Below are 25,867 nucleotides of genomic sequence, written 5' to 3'. Positions count from 1 at the left end.
GGGCCTCATTCCTCGATCTTCGCGTAGCGCACGATCTGCGTGTACTTGGCGATCTCCTGGTCCCAGAACTTCTGCAGGTCGCCGCCCGGCGCGGCCACGGCAGAGCCGGCGGCGGCCATCTTCTGGCGGAAGGCGGGAGACTGCAGCGTCTCGTCCAAGGCTTTCTTCAGGCGCGCGACCACCGGCTGCGGCAGCCCGGCCGGGCCCATCAGCGCGAACCAGCTCTCGATGTCCACGTTCTTGAACTGCGGCAGCTCGGCCAGCGCCGGAATGTCGGGCGTGGCCGGCGCGCGCTGCGCCGCCGTGGTGCCCAGCGCCACCACCTTGCCGGCCTTGATGTGCGGCAGCCCGCTGGAGAGCACGAACACGCCGAACTCCAGGTTATTGCCCACCAGGTCGTTGGTCAGCGGCGCCACGCCGCGGTAGGGGATGTGCGTCATGAACAGCCCGCCCTGCTCCTTGACCATCTCGCCGGCCAAGTGCAGCGCCGTGCCTACGCCGGAGCTGCCGTAGCTGAACTTGCCCGGGTTCTTCTTGACCAGCGCGACGAAGTCCTGCGCGTTCTTCACGCCCGCGCCGGTGGACGCCACCAGCACCAGCGGCTGCGAGCCGATGCGCCCGATGGGCGTGAAGCTGGCCGGCCCGTATTTGACGGTGCGCGGCGTGACCAGCTTGGCGATCGCCAGCTCGTTGCTGGAGCCGACCAGCAGCGTGTAGCCGTCCGGCGCGGCGGCGGCGACCTTCTGCGCGCCGATGGTGCCGCCGGCGCCGCCTAGGTTCTCGACCACCACCGGCTGGCCCAGGCGCGTGGACAGCTCGGCGCCGACGAGGCGGCCCGTCAGGTCGGTGCTGCCGCCGGGCGGGTAGCCGACGACGAGGGTGATGGGCTTGGTGGGGTAGTCCTGGGCGGTGGCGGGGAGGGTGGGGAGCAGGGCGGCGGTGGCGGCGAGCAGCGTGGCGGCCAGGGTACAGCGGCGCGTGGGCGGGGTGGGGTGGTTGAAGGTGGTCATGGGTGTCTCCTCGGCAATGTCGTTGTGGTGTGTGGCATTGTGGAAAGCGAGGAGAGGCAGCATGGTGCCGAATTGGCACGTAGGCGTGCTAAAGACAAACTGGCATAAAACTTTATGCGCCATGCGCTTCAGGGCACATTTTTAAATAGAAGCGATTTCACAAGAAGCAAAAGCGTTTTGTTTAATTTTCAATGAATATCGCTATCAAGTGCGCGCCTTGCTTTATAAAAATACTCAACAATTGAATTTATTTCCAAGTCAGTAGATTTGATATTTTTAATTAAAGCAGACTTGTTCATCGAATTAAAAATATCTCTTACTTCTTTCTCGGTTTTATTTGCCTGATAAGCTATTGATCGGAGCAGGTTTGTCATGCCGAATATGCTCCCTGACAATCCAATAATTTTATTGATTACTTCTCCAGAAAGATGACGATAAGATTCTTTCTCTTGAATAATTTCTTCATACCTCTGCTCTATCCCTCTTGCTAGCGTCTCCAAGTAATGGGGTCGAACATAATAATCCTCCTTTTCCATCATAAAGGAAAGGTGAGAGGCTTGTGATTGCAAGTCGCTTGCAATAACAATTAGGTAATGGAGGGATTTTATTGCGTCCAGTTTCGCTCTGTACTTCTTCTCTTTAATATCTATTAAAATCTGTCTGTCAGCAATAAAAAGAATAAGCCATGCTGCCGCAATCGGAATAACTGCTTGTAGAGAGGAAACAGCCTCGGGGTACTTTGCCATTCGCATTTGATAAGCAAAGACGAGCAAAGATAATAAAAATAAAATGGCCAACACCCAGTTGACAGCAGTTATGTATATATATAAATCTTCACTATTTTTCATGATGTTAATCCAAAAATATAAATTTATTGGCCATTCGAATATTTCTCTCTCCTGTTGATTGGCCTCTAGCTCATTTCTTCAATTATTGGTTCCGCTTTCCCGTTGAAGAATCTCTCGTGGCTTAGGGCTTGGGATTTCATGGAGATTTATTTCTACTGAACATCAATCAAAGCATCATGATTGTAGTCAAGACAGTGACTTCGATCGCAGTAAAGTGTCAAATCAATCAACGCTTTCAAAGCCATCGAATTTTCAAACGTCTAGGTTACCGTTGCTCCTATCAAAATAATTGAATCGTTTCTATAGGATTTTTTGGGGGTTGTCTATTCGTGAAAATCATTATTCTTTGATTTTTCCATGCCGGCAATTTAATTTATCATGCATGACATGCTTTACATAAAAAATTTCTTTGCAGGCATAAACAGCATTTAGTCACTCGTCATCGCCGTCCATAGAATCTCAGCTAACGGCCCCAACCGCCTTTTCGGTCGATACAGCCGCACATCAAACACCACATCCAGCGCCGCATCCCCCGCTCGCGCCAGCCGCCCACCCTGGCAATCCCCCTGCACCAGCGACCACGGTAGCCACGCCACCCCCAACCCACGCAGCACATATTCATGCGTCGCATCCGGCGAATCGCATTCCAGTAGCCGGCGCAGCGGCGGCGCGGCCGGGTGGCGGGTCAGGTGGTCTTCCAGCAGCCGCCCCAGCGCCAGCGTGCGCGCATGGGCCACGTGCGGCACCGGCGCGGCGCACATGCGCAGGGCGTGCAGCGGCGCCCCGTTCGCATCGGCGCGCGAGACTGGCACCAGCCGATCCTGCGCCAGCGTGCGGTGGCTGAACTGGCGTGCGTCCAGCGGGATGGTCAGCGCCGGGTGGTGGTACAGCAGCGCGAAATCCGCTGCGCCGTCCTGCAGCCATTGCACGGTCTCGGCCAGCGAGCCGGTGTGAATGCGCAGCGTGCCGGCGTCGCCCAGCAGCGGCGCCAGGCGCGGCAGCCAGTCGGCGACCAGGGTGCGCGCCAGCGTGCGGCCGGTGGCCAGGGTGACGGTGCGGGCGTGGCGGCCGGCCAGGGCGCGCAGCTCGTGCTGCGACGCGGCCAACTCGCGCGCGGTCTGCTCGGCGGTTTCCAGGAAGGCCTGGCCGGCCGCGGTCAGGCGCAGTGGGGCGCTGCCGGGCTCGACCAGCGGCGTGCCGGCCCAGGCCTCCAGCGCGCGGATGCGCCGGCCGAAGGCGGGGTGGGTCACGTGCCGCAGCTCGGCCGCGCGGGTGAAGCTGCGCTCGCGCGCCAGGGCGATGAAGTCGTCCAGCCATTTGAGCTGCATGGCGGGACGCGGCGGGCCGTTGGCGCTGCGGGTGTCAGCCGCGCGCTTCGTCCAGCGCCTGGCGCGTGGCCCAGGCGGCGGTGCGGGCGGCGTCCTTCCAGTCGCCCTCGCCGGAGGCATACAGCACCGCACGCGAGGAGTTGACGACGATCGGGCCGTCCTGTGTCAGCCCGGCGCGCACCGTGGCGGCGGCGTCGCCGCCCTGCGCGCCCACGCCGGGGATGAGCAGCGGCAGCGTCGGCGCCAGCGCGCGCACGCGGGCGATTTCCTCGGGGTAGGTGGCGCCCACCACCAGGCCCAGCTGGCCGTTGCGGTTCCACGGGCCTTGTGCCTGGGCGGCGATGTGCTCGTACAACAGCGGCTGGCCGTCCACGCTGGCCAGGCGCTGCGCCTGCAGGTCGTCGCCGCCGGGGTTGGAGGTGCGGCACAGCAGGAAGGCGCCCTTGCCGTGGTAGCGCAGGTAGGGCTCGATCGAGTCGAAGCCCATGAAGGGCGACAGCGTCACCGCGTCGGCGCCGTAGCGCTCGAAGGCCTCGCGCGCGTATTGCTCGGCGGTGGCGCCGATGTCGCCACGCTTGGCGTCCAGGATCACCGGCACGTGCGGGGCGTTGGCGCGCATGTGCTGCATCAGGCGCTCCAGCTGGTCCTCGGCCCCGTGCGCGGCGAAGTAGGCGATCTGCGGCTTGAAGGCACACACCAGGTCGCAGGTGGCGTCGACGATGGCGGCGCAGAAGTCGTAGATGCGCCGGGCGTCGCCCTGCAGCGCGCCGGGAAAGCGCTGGGGCTCGGGGTCCAGCCCCACGCACAGGAGCGAGCCGTTGCGCGCCGTCGCGCCCTGCAGCATGTCGAGGAAATTCATGGGGCGCGATTTTAGGCACCGCCTGCGCCCGCGCCGCGCGCGCCGCACAATCGGCGCATGCCCCAACTGACCTCTCGCCAGCTCGTCGTCCTGCCTCTGCTCACCCTGATCTGGGGGCTGAACTGGCCGATGATGAAGCTGGGCGTGGCCGACATCGCGCCGCTCACCTTCCGCATGCTGTCGTTCTGGGTGGGACTGCCGTTCCTGGCGCTGATCCTGCTGCAGCGCGGCGAGCCGTTCGCCATCCCGCGCGCCTGGTGGCCGCGCCTGCTGCTGCTGACGCTGGTGAACATGGTCGTCTGGCACGCGCTGATGATCCTGGCGATCCCGCTGCTGTCCAGCGGCCGGGCGGCCATCCTGGGCTACACCATGCCGATCTTCTCGGCGGTGATCGGCAGCGTGTTCTTTGGCGACCGGCTGGCTGGGCGCGGCTGGCTGGGGGTGCTGGCCGCCGCCGTGGGCGTGCTGCTGCTGCTGTGGAACGAGATGGGCGCCCTGGGTGCCAGCGGCTGGGGCGTGGGGCTGATGCTGGTGTCGGCCGCCTCGTGGGCGCTGGGCACGCAGCTGCTGCGCCGGCTGCAGGTGCCGGTGCCGCTGCTGACGCTGTCGTTCTGGATGGTGGCGCTGACCTGCGCGGTGCTCACCGTGCTGGCGCTGGCGTTCGAGCACCAGCGCTGGCACGCGCCGGGCGCCGCCGCCTGGGGCGCGGTGGTCTACAACGGCGTGCTGGCGCTGGCCTTCGCGCAGGTGGCCTGGTTCTTCCTGGCGCGCACGCTGCCGCCGGTGGCCTCGACGCTCAGCGTCATGCTGATCCCGGTGATCGGCGTGTTCAGCGGCGCGCTGTGGCTGGGCGAGGTGCTGCGCTGGCAGGACTGGACGGCGGTGCTGCTGATGGTGGTGGCCATCGCCTCGGTGCTGTGGCCGTCACCGGCGCCGGCCGTGAAAGCCGGGATTTGAGTGTTTTAGGCCTCTGTCCCCCATGAAACAAGGGCCTGCAGCTATGCTTTGAATAGCAAAAAGCCGCCGGCGCGGTGGCGCCGGCGGCTGGCTGGGGGCCTGGGCGGGCGCCGGGTGGCGCCCGCCGCGGGCCGTCAATACACGTCGTGCTGGGTGTTGTAGACGTTGAAGTGGCCGGTCGGGGTGATCAGGCGCGGGTCCTTGATCACCTTCTTCAGCTTCAGCGTCTTGTCGTCCACCACCACCAGGGCGCTTTGCTTGTCCTTGGCCGACCAGACGGCGAACCAGACCTCGTCGCCCGCCTTGTTGTACTCGGGCTGGGTCACGCGCTTGGCGCCGCCGTCGTTGGGCAGGCCGGCCCACTCGGCGATCGGCAGCGTCTGGTAGCCCTTGTCCAGGTTCTGGATGTCGAACACCACCACCGCCTGCGAGATCTTCGGATCGGGGTTGAGCGGCGCGTCCGACCACAGGTGGCTGGATTTGGGGTGTGTCTTGACGAACAGCGCGCCGCCGCCCGGCCCGGTGAGCTTGGCAACCTCCTTGAAGGCGTACTGGCCGTGCTTCTTGGGGTCGGTGCCGATCAGCGAGATGCTCTCGTCGCCCAGGTGGCCGGTGGCCCACACCGGGCCGTACTGCGGGTGGGTGAAGTTGGCGCCGCGGCCCGGGTGCGGGATCTTGCCGACCTCGGTCAGCCCGGCCAGCTTGCCGTCCTTGGTGTCGATGGCGGCGATCTTGTTGCTGTTGTTGGCGGCGACCATGAAGTAGCGCTTGGACGCGTCCAGCCCGCCGTCATGCAGGAACGGCGCCGAGCCGATCTCGGTCATCTTGATGGCCTCCAGGTTGGAGTAGTCGACCATCAGCGTCTTGCCGGTCTCCTTCACGTTCACGATGAACTCGGGCTTGTAGTGCGAGGCCAGGATCGAGGCCACGCGCGGCTCGGGGTGGTACTCCTGCGTGCCGACCACCATGCCGCGCGTGGAGACGATTTTCAAAGGCTCCAGCGTGTCGCCGTTCATGATGGTGAACTGCGGCGGCCAGTACGAGCCGGCGATCGCCAGCTTGTCCTGGTAACCCTTGAACTTGCTGGTCTCGACCGAGCGCGCCTCCAGGCCGACGCGGATCTCGGCCACGTTGTCGGGTTTCTCCATCCACAGGTCGATCATGTTGATCTTGGCGTCGCGCCCGATCACGAACAGGTAGCGCCCCGAGGCCGACATGCGCGAGATGTGCACCGCGTAGCCGGTCTTGACGATGTTGATGATCTCCTTGGTGTCGCCGTCGATCAGCGCCACCTCGCCGGTGTCGCGCAGCGTGGTCGAGAAGATGTTCTCCAGGTTGTAGCGGTTCATCTTCTTCTTCGGGCGCGCCTCGGGCGGCACGATCACCTTCCAGGTGTTCTTGGCATCCGCCAGGCTCCACTCGGGCGGTGTGGGAGGGTCCTGCTGTACGTAGCGCGCCATCAGGTCCACCGTGGCCTCGTCGAAGTCGCCCGAGGTCTGCCAGTTGGGCATGCCCGCCGGCGAGCCGTAGGCGATGAACACCTTCAGGTAATCCGTGCCCTTGGGCAGCGTCACGTCCGGGGTCAGCGGCTTGCCGGTGGCGCCCTTTCTCAGCACGCCGTGGCAGCCGGCGCAGCGCTCGAAGTAGATCTGGCGCGCGCGGTCGAACTCCGCCTGCGTCATTTTCGGCGCCTTGGGGTTGGAGCTCTGGTACATCGGCACCTCGGCCAGCGGCGAGGAGCCGGCCTGGTAGTTCAGCTCCGTCTTGGTGACGTCCTTCTCGTGCTGAGCCATCGCGCCCAGGGCCAGGGTGGACAGTGCCAGCGCCGTCAGGCGTGCCAGCGTGCGGGGTTTCATGAGGCGACTCCTTGTCGTGTGTGCCGCGGCCCGGGAACGCACTGCCTGCGACTGCAACAGGCCCTCTGCGGTGGGCTGCGGCAGGCGTGCCCCCAGAGGTGTTGCCGGCATGTTCCGTGCCAACCCGCAGCCGGCGGTTGAGGCACATCAAAGGCCCATGCGATATGCATTTTTTGCAACGCACACCATTCCATGACGGATGTCAAGGGGCCAATAATGGCCGCGCCATCTGGTTTTCCCGAACGGAGTGCTGTTCCATGCGACAGGCGAGCCCTATCCCCTCCTGCAACACCCGGCCCGCGCGGCTGGCCTGGGGCGTGGCCCTGGCCTGCCTGCACGGGGCGGCGCTGGCCCAGCCGGCCCCGGCACCTGTGGCCACGGCGCAGCTGCCCGAGGTGGTGGTCAGCGGCTCGCGCCACGAGCAGTCGGGCGACGAGCTGCCGCTGTCCTACGACGTGATCGACGCGCGCGCGCTGTCCGACGGCCAGGTGCGCAGCGTGCGCGAGGCGCTGCAGGAGCTGCCCAACACCTCGGTGCGGCTGCTGCCGTCGCGCTTTTCCGTCACCGGCGTCAGCTCGGCCACCGGGCGCGACGGCAATGCCGGCATCAACATCCGCGGCCTGGGCGGCAACCGGGTGCTGCTGCTGGTCGACGGCGTGCGCCTGCCGCGCAGCTACGCGTTCCGCACCACGGTGTTCGACCGCGAATACCTGTCGCTGGAACTGGTCAAGCGCATCGAGGTGGTGCGCGGCCCGGCCTCGGCGCTGTACGGCTCGGACGGCATGGCCGGCCTGGTGCAGTTCATCACGCCCGAGCCGGCGGACTTCCTCGGCGGCACGGACGGCCAGCCGGCCAAGGCGGTGGGCGGGCGCTTGGCCGCCGGCTGGAGCGGCGACGACCACGGCCGCATGGCCGCCGGCACGGTGGCGGCGCAGGCCGGCGAGGGCGTGCAGTGGCTGCTCACGGCCAGTGCCCGGCGCGCGCACGCGCTGGACAACCGCGGCAGCGTGGGCACGCCCGACAGCCGACGCACCCGCCCGAACCCGCAGACCGACGACGACCGCGCCGTGCTCGGCAAGGTGGTGCTGACGCCCGGCGCCGGCCAGCGCCATGTGTTCACGCTGGAGCACATCGAACGCCGCCAGGACATCGAGCTGCTGTCCAGCCGCGCGCCGCTGCCGCTGGCCGGCACGCCGGCGCAGGTCGCCGCCGCCGTGGTCGGCGAGGCGTCCGAGCGCAGCATGCAGCGCGACCGCCTGGCCTGGAGCGGGCGCTTCGAGTTGGGCACCGCCTGGGCCGACCGGCTGCAGGCCACGCTGGCCTGGCAGCAGTCCGACTCGCGCCAGATTGGCACCAACCTGCGCCAGGCGCTGCCGCCGCGCATCCGCGACAACCGCTACCAGGAGACGACCTGGCAGGCCGCGCTGCAGGCCGGCCGGCTGCTGCGCGCCGGCGGCTGGGCGCACCAGCTGACCTACGGCGTGGACCACGTCAGCAGCCGCATCGGCAACCTGTACGACGGGCTGAACCCGGCGCCGCCCGAGGTCTTTCCGCTCAAGCGCTTCCCGGACACGCGCGAGACGGCCAGCGCGCTGTTCGCGCAGGACGAGGCCATCGTCGGCGACTGGAGCTTCACGCCCGGACTGCGCTTCGACCATTTCGCGCTGGACGTGACCAGCCAGGCCCTGTTTCACCCGCCGGCCAGGCAGCCCGGGCAGTCGCTGTCGGGCTCGGCGCTGTCGCCCAAGTTCGGCGCGCTGTGGCGCGCGACGCCGCAGTGGAGCCTGTTCGGCCAGTACGCCAGCGGCTTTCGCGCGCCCGAGGCGGGCCAGGTCAACGGCTACTTCGAGAACCTGGCCGAGCAGGTCGTGATCCTGCCCAACGCCGGCCTGCGCCCGGAAAAGAGCCGGGGCGCCGAGTTCGGCGTGCGCGGGCGGCTGCAGCGGCTGCGGCTGGACGCCTCGGTGTTCCACAACCGCTACCGCGACCTGATCCAGGACGCGGCGCTGATCGGGGGCAGCGGCACGGCCGCCGATCCGCGCGTGTTCCAGGCCATCAACCTGGAGCGGGCGCGCATCTCCGGCTTCGAGGTCAAGGGCAGCTACGACTGGGGCCTGGTGGCCGGCGGACGCCTGGCCACCAGCTTCGCCTATGGCCAGGCGCGCGGGCGCAACCAGGCCACCGGCCAGCCGCTGAACTCGGTCGATCCGGCGCAGCTGGCGCTGGGCCTGCGCCACGAGCACGCCACCTGGGGCTGGGCGCTGGACGCGCGCCACCACGCCGCCAAGCGCGCCGCCGACATCGACAGCGCCAGCGCGGTGAAGGCGCCGAACACGCAGTTCACCATTCCGTCAGCGACGGTGCTGGACGCCTCGGTGCAGTGGCGCCCGCGCCCGGACGTGCGGGTGAACCTGGCGCTGCACAACCTGACCAACCGCAGGTACTGGCTGTGGAGCGACGTCTATGGCCTGCCGGCGCAGTCGGGCACCAACGACGCCTGGACGCAGCCGGGGCGCAGCGGGCATGTGTCGGTGGTGCTGGATTTCTGACGCCCGTCGTGCTTGCCATGCGCCAGTGAATCATCGAATTTGATAGCTGCAAGCCCATACATCCAAAGGGCTTGCGGCCTTTTTCATGCCAATCCCAGGAATTTGCCCGGCGCCATGCCCACGGCGCGGCGCACCATGGCGCTGAAGGCGCTGGGGCTGGCGTAGCCCAGCTCGGCGGCGATCTGGTTGATCGGCAGGCGCCGCGCCGCCAGCGCCGCTGCCTGCGCCAGCAGCACCTGCTGGCGCCACTGGGTGAAGCTGCTGGCCAGCTCCTGGCGGAACAGGCGCGCCACGGTGCGCGGGCTGGCGCCGGTGCCGCGCGCCCAGTCGGCCAGGGTGTCGTGGCGCGTCGGGTCGGCCAGCACCGCCTCGCACAGCTGGCGCAGGCGCTTGTCGCGCGGCAGGTCCACGCCCAGGCGCACGCTGGCGGCGTGGCGCAGCTCGTCCAGGATCAGCGCGCTCAAGTGGCGCTCGCGCCGCGCCAGCTCGGACGCCAGCGGGGCGCCGTCGGGCGCGGTGGGCATCTCGCGCACCAAGGCGCGCAGCAGCGGCGAAACCTCCAGCACCCGGCACTGCTGCCACGGCGCCTGCTGGGCGGCGGGCACGCCGGGACCGCAGAGCCCCGCCGGCTGGTGGATGTACAGGGTGCGCAGGTCGGCGTCCTCGACCATGGTCACGGCGTGCTCGACGCCCGGCGGAATCCACAGCGCGCGCGACGGCGGCACGATGAAGCTGCCGCCGGCCACCGCCAGGCGCAGCACGCCGGTGGTGGACACCGCCACCTGCGCCCAGGGATGCTGGTGCGGACGCACCTGGGTGTCGGCGCGCAGCGCGCGGAACTTGGCGCGCACAGGGCGGGCCCGGTTCGGCACGAACAGGTGCGGGGTGAGCGATTCGACGTACGACAGCACGCGCGCCGGGCGCGTGGCCGGGGCGGTGGCGGGCGGCGTGGGCGTGGTGGAGGGTCTTGGCATGATCGCGACAGAAGTTGGCCGGCTATCGTAATCGCGCCGAACGCCGGCTGCCTACCATCGGCGCATGTCCGCTTCCCTCACTTCCCCGCCCGGCGCCCCGCTGCGCCAGGACGCCCGCACCATCGGCCTGATCGGCCTGGCGCACGGCTCGTCGCACTTCTTCCACATGCTGCTGCCGCCGCTGTTTCCGTTCCTGATCGCGGACTTCGGTTTCACGTACTCCGAGCTGGGGCTGCTGCTGTCGGTGTTCTTCGTGGTCTCGGGCGTGGGCCAGGCGCTGTCGGGCTTCGTGGTTGACCGCGTGGGCGCGCGGCCGATCCTGTTCTTCGCGCTGGCCTGCTTCGGCTGCGCCGGGCTGCTGGCGGCCAGCGCCTCGGGCTACGCCGGGCTGGTGGCGGCGGCGGCGCTGGCCGGCGTGGGCAACGCGCCGTTCCATCCGGTGGACTTCACCATCCTGAACAAGCGCGTATCGTCCGAGCGGCTGGGCCACGGCTTCGCGGTGCACGGCATCTCGGGCAACCTGGGCTGGGGCGCGGCGCCGGTGTTCATGGCCGGCATCGCCAGCGCCGCCGGTTCGTGGCGCGTGGCCTGCCTGTGCGGGGCGCTGCTGGCGTTCGCGGTGCTGGCCGTCATGGTGTGGCAGCGCGACGCGCTGGACGACCGCCAGCCACTGGCCGCGCACAGCCCCGCCAGCGCCGCGGCGGCGGCCGCTTTCCAGGCCGAGCACCCGCTGGCCTTCCTGCGCCTGCCGGCGGTATGGCTGTGCTTTTCGTTCTTTTTCTGGAGCACCTGCTCGCTGTCGGCTATCCAGAGCTTCGCCAGCCCGGCGCTGCAGAACCTGTACGGCCTTCCGCTGACCGCTACGGCGCTGGTGGTCACCGGCTACATGCTGTGCAGCGCCGCCGGCATGGTGCTGGGCGGCTTCCTGGCCAGCCGGGTGCAGCGGCTGGAGAAGACCATCAGCATCTGCCTGCTGGCCGCCGCCGCGCTGCTGGCGCTGGTGGGCGCCGGGCTGCTGCCGGGGACGTGGGCGCTGGTGGTGGTGGCGGTGTCGGGCGCCGGGGTGGGCATCGCCGGGCCGTCGCGCGACATGCTGATCAAGCGCGCCGCGCCGCCGGGCGCCACCGGCCGGGTCTATGGCACGGTGTATTCGGGGCTGGACCTGGGCTTCAGCCTGGCGGCGCCGGTGTTCGGCGCGATGCTGGACGCCGGGCTGAACCGCGGCATCTTCTTCGGTTCGGCGGGGGCGCTGGTGCTCAGCGTGGTCTCGGCCGGCTTCGTCGGCATCGGCGTGGCGGCGCGCCGGCGCCAGGCGCTGGCAGCCGCCTGACGCCGCGCCGGCATCAGGCGCCGCCGTTCTTGCGGCCGCCGCCGGTGCCCCCGCTGCCCAGCAGGTGGCCGTTCACGGTGGTGCCGTACAGCGAGTCGTCGCTGTCGTGGTATTTCTTGCGCGTCTCGGCCACCGAGCCGGTGAAGCGCGGGTCCTGCGGGCGCTCGTGGCTGTTCATGAACGCGGCCACGTCCCAGGCCTGCTGCTCGGTCAGCGAGCCACCGCGGCCCAGCGGCATGTTGGCGTGGATGAAGGCCGAGGCATTGCCCAGCTGGTGCATGCCGGCGCCCCAGTTGAACGACTGCGGACCCCACAGCGGTGGGAAGACCTGCGTGTCGCCCACGCGCTGGCCCTGGCCATCCGCGCCGTGGCACAGCGCGCAGTTCTGCGCATAGACCTGCTCGCCGCGCGCGTAGTCGGGCGCCTGCGGGGGTTTCTTCAGTTTCGGATAGCCGCTGCCGGGCATGGGCGTGCCTACCGGTGCGCCCTTGGCCAGCCAGAAGGCATAGGTCTGCAGCGCGGTGATGACCTCGCTGTCGGCTGGCGGCGCCTTGCCGTTCATGCTGTACTGAAAGCAGCCCTGCAGGCGCGAGGCCAGCGTGTCCACCTCACCGGTCTTCTTGCGGTAGGCCGGGTAGTGCACGAAGGCCGCCCACAGCGGGGCTGAATCGGCCTGGCGGCCGGCGTCCAGGTGGCAATTCACGCAGTTCAGCTGGTTGCCGACGTAGGCGCGCGCATAGGTGCCGGTCTGCATGAAGATGCGCTCGCCCAGGCGCACCATCTTGCCGAAGTCGTCATTCGGCAGCTCGGCCTCGGGCGGCGGCGCGAAGGCGGTGCGCTGCACCACCCGGGCGGTGGCCGAGGCAACGGACGCGGGTAGCGGTGGTGCGGGCTGGGCATCCTCGGTGTCCGTGCGGGCAGGCGCGGCGGCGTTGGCGGGTGCACTGCTGGCCGCAGGGGCGGCCGGCGCGGCGGCGGCAGGGGTGTCCTGCGGCCAGGGCTTGTCCAGCTCGCGCTTGAACCAAAGGTTGCTGGCGATGACCACACCCAGCACGATGGCGACGATGATGGCGGCGAACAGCGCCAGCCCGCGGATGCGTGGAACGCGGTGGTCGGTCATGGCTTGCCCCCGTTGTGTGCCGTGGCAGCCGGCACGGCCGGCGCGGCGACCGCGGGCACGCTGCTGCTTTGCTGCCCCAGGCCGGCGTAGTGGTTGGCGACGGCGGCGATGTCGGCGTCGCTCAGCTTGGCGGCCACCGCCACCATCAGCTTCAGCGGGCCGGGCGGGCGCGCATTGCCGCGCCAGGCCTTGAGCTGCTCGACGATGTAGGCCGCCGGCTGGCCGGCCAGCGGCGGAAAGTGCTCGCCCACGCCCTGCCCACCCGGACCATGGCACTGCGCGCAAGCCGGCAGCCCGTCGCTCCAGCGCCCGCGCGCGGCCAGCCAGGCGCCGGTGTCATCCGGGCTGGCGTCGGCGCGCGCCGGCTGCACCGCCGCCGGGGCCGGCAGGCGGCTGTAATACAGCGCCAGCGAGGCTCGCTCCTGCGCGTTCAGCGCCTTGGCGATGGGCTGCATGATGGGATTGGCGCGGCTGCCGTCGGCAAAGGCGTCCAGCTGCGCGCGCAGGTAGGCGGCGCCGGTGCCGGCCAGGCGCGGGAAGCTGGCCCCGCCCTCGCCGCGCTCGCCATGGCAGCTGATGCACGCCGCCGCGCCCTGTGCCGAGCCCTTGGCGGCGATCTGCCGGCCGGCCTCGGCACTGGCTTGCGGCGCTGCCTCGGGTGGTGGCGTGGGCTGGCCCGGCAGGGCGATGGCCGGCGAGCCGGGCGGCGGTGTTGCCGGTGCCTGGGCATGGACCTGCGCCGCGGCCGCCATCAGCAGGCCGGTCAACAGTGCCGCGGTGCCGCGGCAGGTGAGGGGGTCAAGCACGGACATAGCGCCAGCCTTCGTCCTGCATGGTGGCCAGGGCCACTACCGCGCCTTCGGGCAGCACCCGCAAGGGTGCGTCCGCTTGGCGCTCCAGCTGCTTCAGCGTATTGCCGCAGACCAGCGTCAGCGCGTCGGTGGCGGGCTGCGGCTCGTCCAGCGTGGTCGCGACCGCGTCGCCATTGACTACGATGCGCACGGCGTCCTGGCCGAGCACACGCGCGGCGTTGCCGGCGTTGCGGCGCGCGCGTTCCAGTGCGGCGCGGGTGGGGGCATGCAGCACCAGGCGCGCCGTGGCGGCTGGCGGAGAGGGGTGGGCGGCGGACATCGGGGGTACTCCTGCGCCGTGCGCGACGGCTGTTGTGGCCATCGTAGGAGTGCGCCAGGGGCGGCGTCTGTCGGCCGGCGTCCATGACCGCCGGGGGCCGTGGTCCGACCCGCGGCATCGACAGGCGTCCAGCAGGAGGGCGGTCAGGGCGCCAGGTCTTGCAGCTCCTGCGCGCGCTGCGTGGTCATCTGCAGCCGGCACAGCGCCGCGCTCACCCCGGCCAGCGTGCCGCCGTCGGGGTCGGCATAGAAGCCGCAGTTGGCGTCGCGGTACTGCAGCCACAGCCGCTGCGCGGCGACCAGGCCCTTCCTGCGGCTGGGCGCCAGCTGGCCGGTGAGCGTGCGGTAGGCCTGGTTCAGCCGCTGGTCCTGCCGCCCGTGCTCGTCGCCGATGCAGTCCAGCATGGACACCGTCACGCCGCCGGCGCGGTCCATGCACGACTGGTAGCGCGGGCTGTAGGCCGGCTGGTCCGCGTGGGCGGGCAGGGCCAGGCAGGCGAGCAGGAGGCTGGCGGCGATGGTCTTGGTCATGCGGTGGCTCCCGTGCGGATGGGGTATGGGGGAAGGCGCCGGGGCGGCTGGTGTTCAGGCGTGTGCCTCGCGCAGCACGCGCCGGTACTGCACCGCCTCGGCGACATGCGCCGCCTGCACCGGGCCGCTGCAGGCCAGGTCGGCGATGGTGCGCGCCACCTTCAGTGCGCGGTGCGTGCTGCGCGCCGACCAGCCCAGGCGCGTGGCGGCGGCCTGCAACAGCGTGCGCGCGGCCTCGTCCAGCTGCGCGGCCCGGTCGATCTCCTGGCCCGCCAGCGCCTGGTTGGCCTTGCCCTGGCGCGCCAGCGCGCGCCCATGCGCGGCGGCCACGCGCTCGCGCACGGCGCCGCTGGCCTCGCCGGGCGGGGCGGCCAGCAGCTCGTCGGGCGGCAGCGCCGGCACCTCGACGTGCAGGTCGATGCGGTCCAGCAGGGGGCCGGACAGCCGTGCCTGGTAGCGCGTGACCTGGTCGGGACTGCAGCGGCAGGCGCGCTGGCGCGCACCGAAGAAGCCGCAGGGGCAGGGGTTCATGGCCGCCACCAGCTGGAAGCGCGCCGGGAACTCGGCGCGCCGCGCCGCGCGGGCGATGGTGATGTGGCCGCTCTCCAGCGGCTCGCGCAGGGCTTCGAGCGCGCTGCGCGCGAACTCGGGGAACTCGTCCAGGAACAGCACGCCGTGGTGCGCCAGCGAAATCTCGCCCGGGCGCGGCGGCGAGCCGCCGCCGACCAGCGCCACCGCGCTGGCGCTGTGGTGCGGGGCGGCGGTGGGGCGCTGCATCCAGCGTGCCGGCTCGAACCGACCGGCCAGGCTGGCCACGGCCGCGCTCTCCAGTGCCTGTTCCACGCTCATGGGCGGCAGCAGGCCGGCGAAGCGCTGCGCCAGCATCGACTTGCCCGAGCCTGGCGGGCCGACCAGCAGCAGCCCATGCGATCCGGCCGCGGCGATCTCCAGCGCCCGGCGCGCGCCGGCCTGGCCTTTCACGTCGGCCAGGTCGGGGCCGGAGGGCGCGGCAGTGCCGGCGGCGGCCGGCTGCAGCAGCGCCCAGCCGTCGTCGTCCGGCTGCGGCGCGGCGTCGGCGGCCTGGGGCAGGAACTGGCGCACCACGTCCAGCAGGTGGCGGGCGCGGTGGACACGCGCGCCGGGCACCAGCGCCGCCTCCTCGGCGCTGCCCGGCGGCAGCACCATCTGCGGGGTGGCGCCGGCCGCGCCCTGGGTGGCCAGCGCCAGCGCCGTGGCCAGGGCGCCGCGCACCGGGCGCAGCTGGCCCGACAGCGACAGTTCGCCGGCGAACTCCCAGCCGTCCAGCCGCGCGCCGTCGATCTGCCCGCTGGCGGCCAGGATGCCCAGCGCGATCGGCAGGTCGAAACGGCCCGAGTCCTTGGGCAGGTCGGCCGGCGCCAGGTTCACCGTGATGCGCTTGTTGTGCGGGAACTCCAGCCCGGCGTTGGTCAGCGCCGAGCGCACGCGCTCGCGCGCCTCCTTGACCTCCACGTCGGCCAGGCCGACCAGCGTGAAGCTGGGCAGCCCATTGGCCAGGTGCACCTCGACGGTGACCGGCGGCGCCGCCAGCCCCAGCAGGGCGCGGCTTTGCACCAAAGCAAGGCTCATGGGCAGTGTTTTCCGTGGCTGTGCACCAAAGCGGTGCGGGTGGGGCGTGCTTCGGCACGCGGCCCGGGGATGCCCCGCATTGTGCGCAGGGCGCCGCCGCCACGCCAGGCGGGGCTGCCCGGGCGCGCGCGGCGCCTGGCACGGTCCGTGCTGAGACCCAGGGGCCAACGCCTGGTTTGGCATGACTTGACGAGGAGTGACCATGATTTCCGCATCCCTCCGGGGCCTGTGCCTGAGCTTGCTGGCCACCGCCCCGGTACTGGCGGGCGCGCAGTGGAGCGCCAACCTGTCCTTGACCAGCAACTACAAGTTCCGCGGCCAGGACCAGGACAGCAGCCGCACGCGCGCCGTCAAGCCGGCGCTGCAGGGCGGTTTCGACTACGCCTTCGGCGATTCCGGCTGGTACCTGGGCAACTGGAACTCCAGCGTCCACTGGCTGGCGGGCAACTCGCTGGAGATGGATGTCTACGGCGGCTACAAATTCCAGGCCGCCAGCCTGGCCTGGGACCTGGGCGCGCTGACCTATGTCTATCCCGGCAACACCAGCGGCAACACCACCGAGCTGTACGCCGGCGTCAGCCGGGGGCCGCTGTCGGCCAGGTATTCGCACACCGTCTCGCGCGACTATTTCGGCTGGGCCGGCGCGCACGGCGGCTCGGGCCTGAGCGGGCGCGGCACCGGCTACCTGCTGCTGGGCCTGGCGCACGAAGTGCTGCCCGGCACCACGCTCAAGGCCGCGCTGGGCTACACGCACTTCGCCAGCGACATCCGCGCCCAGGGCGTGCCGCACTACGTGGACTGGCAGCTGGGCGCGGCGCACGAGCTGAGGCGTGGCCTGTCGCTGGGCGCCAGCGTGACCGGCGCCAGCCGCAAGGCGTTCTTTGGGCCGGTGAACGACACCCGGCTGATCCTGTCCCTGACCCAGACCCTGTGAGGAGGACGCTGCCATGAAGCTGCTCACCGCCATCATCAAACCCTTCAAGCTCGACGAGGTGCGCCAGGCGCTGGCCGAGGCCGGCGTGCAGGGCATCACCGTCACCGAGGCCCGCGGCTTCGGCCGGCAAAAGGGCCATACCGAGCTGTACCGGGGCGCCGAATACGTCGTCGACTTCCTGCCCAAGGTCAAGCTGGAGGCAGCCATGCCCGATGCCCTGGTCGAGCGCGCCATCGAGGCCATCGAGGCGGCCGCGCGCACCGGGCGCATCGGCGACGGCAAGATTTTCGTGACCGAGCTGCTGGACGTGGTGCGCATCCGCACCGGCGAGACCGGCGAGCAGGCCCTGTGAAACGAAAGGACTCCACCATGCGTACCCTTGTTGTTTCTCCGGGCCGCGTCGGCGTGGCCCTGCTGCTGCTGGCCGCCGGCGCGCCGGCGCTGGCGCAGGCCCCGGCCGCGCCAGCCATCAGCGCCGGCGACACCGCCTGGATGCTGACCTCGACGCTGCTGGTCATCCTGATGACCATCCCGGGACTGGCGCTGTTTTACGGCGGCCTGGGCCGCGCCAAGAACATGCTGTCGGTGCTGATGCAGGTGTTCTGCGTGTTCTCGCTGGTGACGCTGCTGTGGTGCCTGTACGGCTACAGCCTGGCGTTCTCGGGCGAAGGGCGCTTCATCGGCAACGGCGCCAAGCTGTTCCTGCGCGGCGTGGGACTGGAGTCGGTCGGCGCGCTGGCCACCATCCCCGAGTACGTGTTCATCGCCTTCCAGGGCACCTTCGCCGCCATCGCCGTGGCGCTGGTGGTGGGCTCGTTCGCCGAGCGCATGCGTTTCGCGGCGGTGCTGCTGTTCGCGCTGCTGTGGTTCACCATCAGCTACGTGCCGCTGGCGCACATGGTCTGGGGCGGCGGGCTGCTGGCGCGCGACGGCGCGCTGGACTTCGCCGGCGGCACGGTGGTGCACATCAACGCCGGCGTCGCCGGGCTGGTGGGCGCCTGGCTGGTGGGCCCGCGCATCGGCTTCGGCCGCGAGGCCTTCACCCCGCACTCGCTGACGCTGACCATGGTCGGCGCGTCGCTGCTGTGGGTGGGCTGGTTCGGCTTCAACGCCGGTTCGGCCGGCACCGCCGGGCCCGCCGCCGGGCTGGCCTTCGTCAACACCGTGCTGGCGGCGGCAGCGGCCACGCTGGGCTGGATCGCGGTGGAGGCGCTCACCAAGGGCAAGGGCTCGATGCTGGGCGCGGCCTCGGGCGCCGTGGGCGGGCTGGTGGCCATTACCCCGGCGGCGGGCTTCGTCGGGCCGATGGGCGCCATCGCCATCGGCGCGCTGGCCGGCCCGGCGTGCGTCTGGGGCGTGTCCGGGCTCAAACGCCTGCTGGGCGCGGACGATGCCTTCGACGTGTTCGGCGTGCACGGCGTGGGCGGCATCGTCGGCGCGCTGCTGACCGGGGTATTCGCCGCGCCGGCGCTGGGCGGCGTGCAGGGGCCGGACTTCGCCATCGGGCAGCAGCTGTGGGTGCAGACGAAAAGCGTGCTGCTGACCATCGCCTGGTCGGGCGTGGCCGCGCTGCTGGCCTTCCAGGTGGCGCGCCTGCTGGTGGGCTTGCGCGTGGACGCCGACTGCGAGCGCCAGGGCCTGGACATCAGCAGCCACGGCGAGCGCGCCTACCACCACTGAAGGCGGCCCCAGGCGGCGCGTGCCGGACAATGCCCCGATGACCGCCGCCTGGACCGCCCCCTTCCCCGACCACCCGGCGCAGTTGGGCGAGTCGCCCTTCTGGCACCCGCAGGAGCAGCGCCTGTACTGGGTGGACATTGCCGGCCGTGCCGTGCTGCGCGCGCTCCTGGACGGCAGTGCGCCCGAGCGCTGGGCCCTGCCGGCCGAGCCCGGCTGCGTTGCCCCGGCGCGCCGCGGCGGCCAGCCGGCCGGCCTGGTGCTGGCGCTGCGCGAGCGCATCTGCCACGCACCCGCATGGGGCGGCTCGTTGACCGAGCTGGCGCGCCTGCCGTTCGACGCCGCCACCCAGCGCGCCAACGATGGCAAGTGCGACGCGCAGGGGCGTCTGTGGGTCGGCAGCATCCACGAGCCGGCCAGCGGCCCGCGCCAGCCGGTGGGCGCGCTGTACCGGGTGGACCTGCGCGCGCCGGGTGGCCCGCGGGTGGCGCGCATCTTCGACGGCGTGACCACGGCCAACGGCTTGGGCTGGTCGCCGGACGGTCGCACGCTGTACTTCACCGACACGCCGACGCACGCCGTGCGCGCCTGGAACTGCGACGCCCACGGCGACCCGGTGGGCGCCGCGCGCGTGCTGCGCCGCTTCGCCACGCGCGCCGAGTGCGAGGCCGCCGGCCAGCCCTATGGCGGGCGGCCCGACGGCGCCTGCGTGGACGCCGAGGGCGGCTACTGGTGCGCGCTGTTCGAGGGCGGCCGGGTGCTGCGCCTGGCGCCGGACGGCCAGGTGCTGGACGAGCGGGCGTTGCCGGTGCGCTTTCCGACCATGCCCTGCCTGGGCGGCGCCGACGGGCGCACGCTGCTGGTGACCAGCGCGCGCGGCGGCGCGGACGACGCCGAACGGGCGCAGCACCCGCTGTCGGGCCAAGTGCTGCAGGCGCGTGCACCGGTGGCCGGCCTGCCTGTGGCCTGGTGCGAGCTGGGCTGAGCGCGCGCCAGTCGTTTGGCTGGCGGCAGCGTGCCGGCAGCAGCCCGTGCACAGTCCGCCCCGATTCACGCCGCGCGTTCAAAAAAATCAACAACCCGCACAGGCCCCGTACCGGGGTGCGGGCGTACCATCGCCCGCCATGGACGCAGCCCTCAGCCAGATCTCGCAGCGCGTGTGCGCCGCCGCCGCGACCCGCACCCGTTTGCATATCGCCGGTGGCGGCACCAAGGCCTTTCACCCCGACAGCGGCGCCACCGATGGCGCGGAACGGCTGGACATGCGCGCCTGGTCGGGCGTGGTCAGCTACGAGCCCAGCGAGCTGGTGGTCACCGCCCGCGCCGGCACGCCGCTGGCCGAGGTCGAGGAGTTGCTGGCCGAGCGCGGCCAGTGCCTGGCCTTCGAGCCGCCGCGCTATGCCGCCGGCGGCACCGTGGGCGGCATGGTCGCGGCCGGCCTGTCGGGCCCGGCGCGCGCCAGCGTTGGCGCGGTGCGCGACTTCGTGCTCGGCGCCGAGATCGTCAACGGCCGCGGCGAGCTGCTGCGCTTTGGCGGCCAGGTCATGAAGAACGTCGCCGGCTACGACGTGTCGCGCCTGATGGCCGGCAGCTGGGGCCGCCTGGGCGCGATCACCGAGGTCAGCCTGAAGGTGCTGCCCTTCGCCCCGGCCGAGGCCACGCTGCGCTTTGAATGCGCGCAGGACGACGCCTTGGCGCGCCTGCACGCCTGGGGCGGCCAGCCGCTGCCACTGAACGCCAGCTGCTGGGTGCATGACGAGGGTCGTGGCCAGCTGTACGTGCGCCTGCGCGGCGCGCGCGCGGCCGTCGAGGCAGCGTGCCGCAGCATGGGCGGCGAGCGCCTGGACAGCGACGGCGTGCGCGCCGACTGGGACGCCTGCCGCGACCAGCGCCTGCCCTGGTTCGCTGACCGCGCACCGGATCTGGCGCTGTGGCGCCTGTCGCTGCCGCAGACGGCGCCGGTGCTGCAGCTGCCCGCTGGCGTGGCCGCGCCGCTCATCGAGTGGCAGGGCGGGCTGCGCTGGGTGCAGGCCGCGCCCGAACACGGCGCGCAGCTGGCCGAGCTGGCCCGTGCCGTGGGCGGAAGTGCTCATATTTTCATAGCTGAGTACCCTTGTTCTAAAAGGGCTTCGGGCCTTTTTGACCTGAACGATCCGGCGCTGGCCGCGATCCACCAGCGGCTGCGCCATGCCTTCGATCCGGCCGGGGTCTTCAGCGCCGCGCCATGACGCTGCGCGTGCTGCGCCACCTGGCGGCACGCCACCGCACGCGCGCCACCAACCACACGCTGGGGCTGATGCTGGCCTTCAACGCCGGCGCGATGAACGCCGGCGGCTTCATGGCGGTGCACATGTACACCTCGCACATGACCGGCTTTCTGGCCACGCTGGCCGACAGCCTGGTGATCGGCGAGTTCGCGCTGGTGCTGGCGGCCATCGGCGCGCTGTGGGCCTTCATGTCGGGCGCCGGCACCACCGCCATCTTGGTGAACTGGGCGCGCCAGCAGCACCTGGGCGGGGCGTACGCGCTGCCGCTGCTGCTCGAAGCCGTGCTGATGCTGCTGTTCGGCCTGCTGGGCGCGGCGCTGCAGCAGTGGCCAACGCCCTTTGCCGTGCCGCTGACGGTGCTGCTGCTGGCCTTCATGATGGGCCTGCAGAACGCCGTGGTCACCAAGATGAGCTCGGCGCAGATCCGCACCACGCACATGACCGGCGTGGTCACCGACCTCGGCATCGAGCTGGGCAAGATGCTGTACTGGAACCGCGCCGGCACGCCGCGCGCGGCCCGGGTGCGCGCCAACCGGCAGCGGGTGCGCCTGTTTGCCAGCTTGCTGCTGCTGTTCACCGGCGGCGGCGTGGTCGGCGCGGCGGGCTTCCAGACCTTCGGCTTCGTCTGGGTGGTGCCGCAGGCGGCGCTGCTGCTGGCGCTGTCGCTGCCCCCGCTGCTGGCCGACGCTCAGCGCCTGGCCGCCTGGTGGCGCGCGCGGCGCGGCGACGGCGCGTGAACGCACGGCACGGCGCTGGCGGTTTTTTCCGGCTGACAGGCCGCTGAAGACATTCAAGAATTTTTCCCCCTTGCGGGCCGGCCCACCGGTCCCCTTCTCACGAGGCACGACACCATGCAGACCCAGCTCAGCCCCCGATACGCCGGCACGCCCGAAGGGCAGGAAGCCGAGGCCATCCTGCGCAAGTGCGTGCACTGCGGCTTTTGCACCGCCACCTGCCCGACCTACCAGCTGCTGGGCGACGAGCTGGACGGCCCGCGCGGACGCATCTACCTGATCAAGCAGGTGCTGGAAGGCGAGCAGCCCACGCGCAAGACGCAACTGCACTTGGACCGCTGCCTGACCTGCCGCAACTGCGAGACCACGTGCCCCAGCGGCGTGCAGTACGGCCACCTGGTGGACATCGGCCGCAAGCTGGTGGACGAGCAGGTGCCACGGCCGATGGGCGAGCGCGCCGTGCGCTGGGCGCTCAAGGAGGGGCTGCCCTCGCCGCTGTTCGGCCCGGCCTTGAAGGCCGGCCAAGCGGTGCGCGGCCTGCTGCCCGAGCGCCTGCGCGACAAGGTGCCGCCGCCGGATTCGCCCGAGCAGCGCGCGCGCCCCTGGCCCACGCGCAGCCACGCCCGCAAGGTGCTGATGCTGGCCGGCTGCGTGCAGCCGGCGATGGCACCGAACATCAACGCCGCCACCGCGCGCGTGCTGGACGCGGCCGGCATCGAGTGCGTCATCGCGCGCGAGGCGGGCTGCTGTGGGGCCATCAAGTTCCACCTGAACGACCAGGACGGCGGGCTGGCGCAGATGCGCGCCAACATCGACGTCTGGTGGCCGTACATCGAGCGTGGCGAGGTCGAGGCGCTGGTCATCAACGCCTCGGGCTGTGGCGTCACCGTCAAGGAATACGGCCACCTGCTGCGCGGCGATGCCCGCTACGCCGAGCGCGCGGCGCGCATCAGCCAGCTGGCGCGCGACGTGTCCGAGCTGCTGCCCGACCTGGTGGCGCAGCTGCACGGCAAGGTGCGCGCGCCCGCCGCGCCGCTGGCCTACCACCCGCCGTGCACGCTGCAGCACGGGCAGAAACTGCGCGGTGGCGTCGAGCGCGGGCTGGGGGCGCTGGGCTTCACGCTGCGCCTGGCGCGCACCGAGTCGCACCTGTGCTGCGGCTCGGCCGGGACGTATTCGGTATTGAACCCGGAACTGTCGCACCAGCTGCGCGACCGCAAGCTGGGCGCCCTGGGCGAGGTGTTCGCCGACCAGCCGCCGGCGGCCATTGTCTCGGGCAACGTCGGCTGCATCCAGCACCTGCAAAGCGGCACCGCCACGCCGGTACGGCACTGGATTGAGGCGCTGGACGAGGCGCTGGTGGCATGATGGCGGGTTTTCCGCACCGACCGGCGCCGGCCTGCGCGCCGCGCCTTGTCCGAAGCCAGCCATGAACGACGAATCCGTGAACGCCCCCCTGCCGCCCGCCGGTGACGCGGCCCCTGCCGCTCCCGCGCCCGCCCCGGTGCCCGCTCCGGCAGCGGCCGACGGCGCCAGCGCGCCAGCGGCGGAAGGCGCTGTGCCTGCCGAGGGTGCCGCGTCGGACGCCGCTGCCGCCGAGGCGAGCGCTGCCGCGCCGGCTGGCGGCGCGCGCCGCCCCAACCGACGCGGCCGCGGCCGTGGCGGCAGGCCGGATGCGGCAGGCACCGCCGTCCCGGCAGCCGGCGCTCCCGCGTCTGGCGTACCCGGCGCGGCGCGCCGTCACCATCCGCTGCTGGACCAGCTGGCGCAGTGGCACCCGCGGCTGTTCGGCGCGCAGCCCCTGCCGCTCAAGCGCGGCATCTTCCATGACCTGCTGGCGGCGCACGCCGAGATCGACAAGGACGCGCTGAAAACGGCGCTGGCGCTGCACACCCGTTCCACGCGCTACCTGACGGCGGTGGCCAGCGGCCAGCCGCGCCACGACCTGGCCGGCGCGCGCGTCGAAGCCATGGCGCCCGAGCACGTGCACCACGCCCTGCTGGAGGTGTTCCGCCGCCGCCGTCCGCGCGACGGCGAGGATCTGCAGGAGAAGCTGCGCCGGCGCATCGCCCAGGCCTACGAGGCCAGCGGCTTGACGCGCGAGGCCTACGACCTGCTGGTGCGCGGGCGCGACGAGCGCGCCAACGCGCTGCTGGACGAGGCCTTCGCCGAGGTCGCCGAGCGCGATGCGCGCGCCGAGGCGCTGCTGCGAGCCTTCGAGGCCAGCGGCGCCACGCCCGAGCATTTCGCCGACATGTACGGCATGGACCGGCGCCAGGTCACGCAGCAGCTGGCGCGCGCGCGCCGCCTGCGCGCTCCGGCCGAGCCGGCCGCCGAAGCCGCCGCTGCCGACAAGGCGCCTGCCGCACAGGCCACCGCCGGCACCACTCCCGGCACTGACACCTACGCCAACGCCGACATGCCTGCTGCGCCGCAGGACTGACCCGGCGGGGCGCCGGTTGGCGCGCCCGAGCGCGCGGCAGGGCTTGACGGCGTGCGCCGCTTCGGTGAATACCTGCGAAAAAAGAAGGGGCCGCACGCCTGTGCCGGCCCCTTTTTGTGTCTGCGGCGCGCACGCCGCGCAGCGCAATGCGCAGCGCCAGAGCGTGTGCGCGTTGCCGGCTCAGCGCGCCGCGCCGGGCACGGCGGTCTGCGGCTGGCCGGATGCCGCGCCCGAGGTGCCAGGCGAGCCGGCGGCGCGCCCCTCGTTGCCCGGGGTGCCGGTGGTGGTGCCGGCGTTGCTGGCGCCGCTACCGGCCGGCGCGTTGGAGGCCCCGTCACCGGCGCCCGGCCCCATCGGGCTGGGGACGCTGGTGCTGGTGCCGGCCGGTTGCACGGCGGCGCGCTCGCCCTGGGTGGCGGCCGGCACCGGCGCGTGGTCGCCCTGCGCCGGGCTGCGGTTGCCCTCGGATGGCGTGGACGGGTCGGAGGGCAGGGCCTGGACATTGGCGTCGGGTGTCGCCGCGGGCGTTTCAGAGGTCTGGCGCTCGGGCAGCGGCGTGGGCACCGGCGTGGGGGCAGCGGCGGGCACCGCGCCGGCGGCGGGCGGCGTCAGCTGGGGCATGGCGGGTTGGTTGGTCACCGGCGGGCTGCGGTCGTTGCGCTCGCAGGCGGCCAGGACGGCGGCGCAGGCCAGCGCCAGGGCTAGCGTGGCGTGGCGGGTCGTGGGGCTCATGGCGGCTCCTGTCGATCAGTGGGAAGGTCGCCGCAGTCTGCCCTGCCCGCATGCCCCTGCGGCGTCAGGCCTTGGCGCCGGCGGCTGTAGGCGCGCTCAGTCGCGCCGCGCCGCGGCCAGCGCCGCGCTCATGACCAGCAGGCCGCCGACCAGCGTGCGCCAGCTGGGCTGGCTGGCGCCGGCCAGCATCGACGAGCCGGCGGCGATTACCACCTCGGTCAGCATGACCAGCGCCGTGGTGCCGGCGGCCAGCCGCGCCGCGCCGTACTGCAGCGCCCAGTTGCCGGCCATCAGCGCCAGTGCCAGCGCCGCCGCCGGCAGCGCCCAGGCCGGATCGAACGCCGGCAGCGGCGTCACCAGCCCCAGTGGCTGGCCGGCCAGCGCCGCCAGCAGCGCCATCGCCATGCAGCCGGCGAACATCGCCAGCATGCGCGCCTGCCCCGGCACCTGGTACATGCGCCGCAGCAGCACGTTGTTCAGCGCGAAGGTGAAGCCGCCCAGCAGCGCCAGGCCGTCGGCCAGGCCCAGCGCGCCGGCCAGGCGCTGCACGCCGCCCTCGGCCGGCCACAGCACCAGCAGCACTCCGGCGAACGCCAGGGCCAGGCGCGCCAGCGCGGCCGGCGTGGGCCGCTCACCCAGGATGCGCCAGGCCAGCAGCACCGCCCAGGCCGGCATCAGGTAGAACACCAGCACCACGCGCACCACGTCGCCGATGCCGATGGCCCAGTTGAAGGCGACGTTGTTGATGCCGGCGTTCAGCGCCAGCAGCAGCAGCGCCGGCACGCCCAGCGCCTGGCGCCAGACCTGCGGGCGCAGTGCCGTCAGCACCAGCACGATGGCCGCGTACATCAGCGCCGTGGCCCACAGCGGGTGCAGCCCGGCGCCCAGCATGTGCTTGAACGGCCACCAGGCCAGGCCCCAGATCAGGGTGTTGAACAGCAGGGCCAGAACAGGCAGCGGGCTTTTCATGCAAAAAGTGG

General features: G+C 71.2%; 24 protein-coding genes. 11 read left to right on the top strand and 13 right to left on the bottom strand.

Annotated elements, in window-relative coordinates; genetic code table 11:
- Positions 1–5: 5 nt before the first annotated feature.
- The 4 genes from BLQ61_RS03735 to pyrF all read right to left on the bottom strand — a co-directional run bounded on the left by BLQ61_RS03735 (position 6) and on the right by pyrF (position 4,045).
- Entirely contained in the window at positions 6–1,010 is a 1,005-nt protein-coding gene (locus BLQ61_RS03735; protein WP_091567482.1) for a Bug family tripartite tricarboxylate transporter substrate binding protein, read from the bottom strand.
- Between the two features lie 188 nt (positions 1,011–1,198).
- Positions 1,199–1,858: a hypothetical protein gene (locus tag BLQ61_RS17175; protein WP_139182709.1), complete on the bottom strand. Its 660-nt coding sequence runs from the start codon at positions 1,856–1,858 to the stop codon at positions 1,199–1,201.
- Between the two features lie 428 nt (positions 1,859–2,286).
- Positions 2,287–3,186, bottom strand: coding sequence for a LysR family transcriptional regulator (locus BLQ61_RS03730; RefSeq protein ID WP_091566837.1), 900 nt, complete (start codon positions 3,184–3,186; stop codon positions 2,287–2,289).
- A 34-nt stretch (positions 3,187–3,220) separates the two neighbouring features.
- Positions 3,221–4,045, bottom strand: coding sequence for an orotidine-5'-phosphate decarboxylase (pyrF, locus tag BLQ61_RS03725; RefSeq protein WP_091566835.1), 825 nt, complete (start codon positions 4,043–4,045; stop codon positions 3,221–3,223).
- Between the two features lie 57 nt (positions 4,046–4,102).
- On the opposite strand from pyrF, the gene BLQ61_RS03720 reads away from it, so the two are divergent.
- Positions 4,103–5,002 carry a DMT family transporter gene (locus BLQ61_RS03720; protein ID WP_091566833.1) on the top strand — a complete coding sequence of 300 codons (900 nt, stop codon included), beginning with the start codon at positions 4,103–4,105 and terminating at the stop codon, positions 5,000–5,002.
- 134 nt (positions 5,003–5,136) lie between these two features.
- On the opposite strand, the gene BLQ61_RS03715 is transcribed toward BLQ61_RS03720, so the two are convergent.
- Complete coding sequence (locus BLQ61_RS03715) at positions 5,137–6,858, bottom strand: nitrite reductase (RefSeq protein WP_091566831.1); 1,722 nt, start codon at positions 6,856–6,858, stop codon at positions 5,137–5,139.
- A 257-nt stretch (positions 6,859–7,115) separates the two neighbouring features.
- Between BLQ61_RS03715 and BLQ61_RS03710 the strand changes: the two genes are divergently transcribed.
- Positions 7,116–9,407 carry a TonB-dependent hemoglobin/transferrin/lactoferrin family receptor gene (locus tag BLQ61_RS03710; RefSeq protein ID WP_245703823.1) on the top strand — a complete coding sequence of 764 codons (2,292 nt, stop codon included), beginning with the start codon at positions 7,116–7,118 and terminating at the stop codon, positions 9,405–9,407.
- An 83-nt stretch (positions 9,408–9,490) separates the two neighbouring features.
- Here the strand turns inward: BLQ61_RS03710 and BLQ61_RS03705 are convergent, their stop codons facing one another.
- The gene (locus BLQ61_RS03705) at positions 9,491–10,381 is read right to left on the bottom strand and encodes an AraC family transcriptional regulator (protein ID WP_091566829.1); all 891 of its coding nucleotides are present in this window, start codon (positions 10,379–10,381) and stop codon (positions 9,491–9,493) included.
- Between the two features lie 64 nt (positions 10,382–10,445).
- Here BLQ61_RS03705 and BLQ61_RS03700 point away from each other — a divergent pair, with 64 nt between their 5' ends.
- Positions 10,446–11,711: an MFS transporter gene (locus BLQ61_RS03700; RefSeq protein ID WP_091566827.1), complete on the top strand. Its 1,266-nt coding sequence runs from the start codon at positions 10,446–10,448 to the stop codon at positions 11,709–11,711.
- Between the two features lie 13 nt (positions 11,712–11,724).
- Here the strand turns inward: BLQ61_RS03700 and BLQ61_RS03695 are convergent, their stop codons facing one another.
- From BLQ61_RS03695 to BLQ61_RS03675, 5 genes are all read right to left on the bottom strand, one after another.
- Positions 11,725–12,831: a c-type cytochrome gene (locus tag BLQ61_RS03695; protein WP_091566825.1), complete on the bottom strand. Its 1,107-nt coding sequence runs from the start codon at positions 12,829–12,831 to the stop codon at positions 11,725–11,727.
- Complete coding sequence (locus tag BLQ61_RS03690; RefSeq protein ID WP_175488221.1) at positions 12,828–13,583, bottom strand: c-type cytochrome; 756 nt, start codon at positions 13,581–13,583, stop codon at positions 12,828–12,830. Before BLQ61_RS03690 ends, BLQ61_RS03695 begins: the two co-directional genes overlap by 4 nt.
- Positions 13,584–13,629: 46 nt before the next feature.
- Positions 13,630–13,962 (bottom strand): DsrE family protein, encoded by a 333-nt coding sequence (locus BLQ61_RS03685; RefSeq protein WP_091566821.1) that lies wholly within the window; start codon positions 13,960–13,962, stop codon positions 13,630–13,632.
- 143 nt (positions 13,963–14,105) lie between these two features.
- Positions 14,106–14,492 (bottom strand): lysozyme inhibitor LprI family protein, encoded by a 387-nt coding sequence (locus BLQ61_RS03680; RefSeq protein WP_091566819.1) that lies wholly within the window; start codon positions 14,490–14,492, stop codon positions 14,106–14,108.
- Positions 14,493–14,546: 54 nt separating this feature from the next.
- Entirely contained in the window at positions 14,547–16,100 is a 1,554-nt protein-coding gene (locus tag BLQ61_RS03675; RefSeq protein ID WP_091566817.1) for a YifB family Mg chelatase-like AAA ATPase, read from the bottom strand.
- A 202-nt stretch (positions 16,101–16,302) separates the two neighbouring features.
- Between BLQ61_RS03675 and BLQ61_RS03670 the strand changes: the two genes are divergently transcribed.
- From BLQ61_RS03670 to BLQ61_RS03635, 8 genes are all read left to right on the top strand, one after another.
- On the top strand, positions 16,303–17,034 hold the full coding sequence (locus BLQ61_RS03670) for a TorF family putative porin (protein ID WP_091566815.1): 732 nt from the start codon (positions 16,303–16,305) through the stop codon (positions 17,032–17,034).
- 13 nt (positions 17,035–17,047) lie between these two features.
- Positions 17,048–17,386, top strand: a complete 339-nt coding sequence (locus BLQ61_RS03665) for a P-II family nitrogen regulator (RefSeq protein WP_091566813.1) — start codon at positions 17,048–17,050, stop codon at positions 17,384–17,386.
- 17 nt (positions 17,387–17,403) lie between these two features.
- Positions 17,404–18,714: an ammonium transporter gene (locus BLQ61_RS03660; RefSeq protein WP_091566811.1), complete on the top strand. Its 1,311-nt coding sequence runs from the start codon at positions 17,404–17,406 to the stop codon at positions 18,712–18,714.
- A gap of 37 nt (positions 18,715–18,751) precedes the next feature.
- Positions 18,752–19,696: an SMP-30/gluconolactonase/LRE family protein gene (locus tag BLQ61_RS03655; protein ID WP_091566809.1), complete on the top strand. Its 945-nt coding sequence runs from the start codon at positions 18,752–18,754 to the stop codon at positions 19,694–19,696.
- Between the two features lie 139 nt (positions 19,697–19,835).
- Positions 19,836–20,939: a glycolate oxidase subunit GlcE gene (glcE, locus tag BLQ61_RS03650; RefSeq protein WP_091566807.1), complete on the top strand. Its 1,104-nt coding sequence runs from the start codon at positions 19,836–19,838 to the stop codon at positions 20,937–20,939.
- Positions 20,940–20,941: 2 nt separating this feature from the next.
- Entirely contained in the window at positions 20,942–21,715 is a 774-nt protein-coding gene (locus BLQ61_RS03645) for a YoaK family protein (RefSeq protein ID WP_245703855.1), read from the top strand.
- A 114-nt stretch (positions 21,716–21,829) separates the two neighbouring features.
- Complete coding sequence (glcF, locus tag BLQ61_RS03640) at positions 21,830–23,080, top strand: glycolate oxidase subunit GlcF (RefSeq protein ID WP_091566803.1); 1,251 nt, start codon at positions 21,830–21,832, stop codon at positions 23,078–23,080.
- A 61-nt stretch (positions 23,081–23,141) separates the two neighbouring features.
- Positions 23,142–24,155 (top strand): ProQ/FINO family protein, encoded by a 1,014-nt coding sequence (locus tag BLQ61_RS03635; RefSeq protein WP_091566801.1) that lies wholly within the window; start codon positions 23,142–23,144, stop codon positions 24,153–24,155.
- Between the two features lie 180 nt (positions 24,156–24,335).
- Here the strand turns inward: BLQ61_RS03635 and BLQ61_RS03630 are convergent, their stop codons facing one another.
- Together BLQ61_RS03630 and BLQ61_RS03625 are read right to left on the bottom strand one after the other, a co-directional pair.
- Complete coding sequence (locus tag BLQ61_RS03630; protein WP_091566799.1) at positions 24,336–24,887, bottom strand: hypothetical protein; 552 nt, start codon at positions 24,885–24,887, stop codon at positions 24,336–24,338.
- A 96-nt stretch (positions 24,888–24,983) separates the two neighbouring features.
- Positions 24,984–25,856, bottom strand: coding sequence for a DMT family transporter (locus BLQ61_RS03625; RefSeq protein WP_091566798.1), 873 nt, complete (start codon positions 25,854–25,856; stop codon positions 24,984–24,986).
- Between the last annotated feature and the right edge of the window lie 11 nt (positions 25,857–25,867).

The organism is Oryzisolibacter propanilivorax (assembly GCF_900103645.1).
GTDB lineage: Bacteria > Pseudomonadota > Gammaproteobacteria > Burkholderiales > Burkholderiaceae_C > Melaminivora > Melaminivora propanilivorax.
Note: the sequence above shows the minus strand (reverse complement) of the source record. Positions and strands in the feature narration are given on the sequence as shown.

Bases quoted from the DNA above. Each gene is read 5' to 3' on its own strand.
- BLQ61_RS03635 (WP_091566801.1), top strand. From the start codon at position 23,142: ATGAACGACGAATCCGTGAACGCCCCCCTGCCGCCCGCCGGTGACGCG.
- BLQ61_RS03695 (WP_091566825.1), bottom strand. From the start codon at position 12,831: ATGACCGACCACCGCGTTCCACGCATCCGCGGGCTGGCGCTGTTCGCC.
- BLQ61_RS03630 (WP_091566799.1), bottom strand. From the start codon at position 24,887: ATGAGCCCCACGACCCGCCACGCCACGCTAGCCCTGGCGCTGGCCTGC.
- BLQ61_RS03670 (WP_091566815.1), top strand. From the start codon at position 16,303: ATGATTTCCGCATCCCTCCGGGGCCTGTGCCTGAGCTTGCTGGCCACC.
- BLQ61_RS03665 (WP_091566813.1), top strand. From the start codon at position 17,048: ATGAAGCTGCTCACCGCCATCATCAAACCCTTCAAGCTCGACGAGGTG.
- BLQ61_RS03655 (WP_091566809.1), top strand. From the start codon at position 18,752: ATGACCGCCGCCTGGACCGCCCCCTTCCCCGACCACCCGGCGCAGTTG.
- glcF (WP_091566803.1), top strand. From the start codon at position 21,830: ATGCAGACCCAGCTCAGCCCCCGATACGCCGGCACGCCCGAAGGGCAG.
- BLQ61_RS03730 (WP_091566837.1), bottom strand. From the start codon at position 3,186: ATGCAGCTCAAATGGCTGGACGACTTCATCGCCCTGGCGCGCGAGCGC.
- BLQ61_RS03675 (WP_091566817.1), bottom strand. From the start codon at position 16,100: ATGAGCCTTGCTTTGGTGCAAAGCCGCGCCCTGCTGGGGCTGGCGGCG.
- BLQ61_RS03680 (WP_091566819.1), bottom strand. From the start codon at position 14,492: ATGACCAAGACCATCGCCGCCAGCCTCCTGCTCGCCTGCCTGGCCCTG.
- BLQ61_RS03660 (WP_091566811.1), top strand. From the start codon at position 17,404: ATGCGTACCCTTGTTGTTTCTCCGGGCCGCGTCGGCGTGGCCCTGCTG.
- glcE (WP_091566807.1), top strand. From the start codon at position 19,836: ATGGACGCAGCCCTCAGCCAGATCTCGCAGCGCGTGTGCGCCGCCGCC.
- BLQ61_RS17175 (WP_139182709.1), bottom strand. From the start codon at position 1,858: ATGAAAAATAGTGAAGATTTATATATATACATAACTGCTGTCAACTGG.
- BLQ61_RS03685 (WP_091566821.1), bottom strand. From the start codon at position 13,962: ATGTCCGCCGCCCACCCCTCTCCGCCAGCCGCCACGGCGCGCCTGGTG.
- BLQ61_RS03715 (WP_091566831.1), bottom strand. From the start codon at position 6,858: ATGAAACCCCGCACGCTGGCACGCCTGACGGCGCTGGCACTGTCCACC.
- pyrF (WP_091566835.1), bottom strand. From the start codon at position 4,045: ATGAATTTCCTCGACATGCTGCAGGGCGCGACGGCGCGCAACGGCTCG.
- BLQ61_RS03690 (WP_175488221.1), bottom strand. From the start codon at position 13,583: ATGGCGGCCGCGGCGCAGGTCCATGCCCAGGCACCGGCAACACCGCCG.
- BLQ61_RS03710 (WP_245703823.1), top strand. From the start codon at position 7,116: ATGCGACAGGCGAGCCCTATCCCCTCCTGCAACACCCGGCCCGCGCGG.
- BLQ61_RS03625 (WP_091566798.1), bottom strand. From the start codon at position 25,856: ATGAAAAGCCCGCTGCCTGTTCTGGCCCTGCTGTTCAACACCCTGATC.
- BLQ61_RS03705 (WP_091566829.1), bottom strand. From the start codon at position 10,381: ATGCCAAGACCCTCCACCACGCCCACGCCGCCCGCCACCGCCCCGGCC.
- BLQ61_RS03720 (WP_091566833.1), top strand. From the start codon at position 4,103: ATGCCCCAACTGACCTCTCGCCAGCTCGTCGTCCTGCCTCTGCTCACC.
- BLQ61_RS03700 (WP_091566827.1), top strand. From the start codon at position 10,446: ATGTCCGCTTCCCTCACTTCCCCGCCCGGCGCCCCGCTGCGCCAGGAC.
- BLQ61_RS03735 (WP_091567482.1), bottom strand. From the start codon at position 1,010: ATGACCACCTTCAACCACCCCACCCCGCCCACGCGCCGCTGTACCCTG.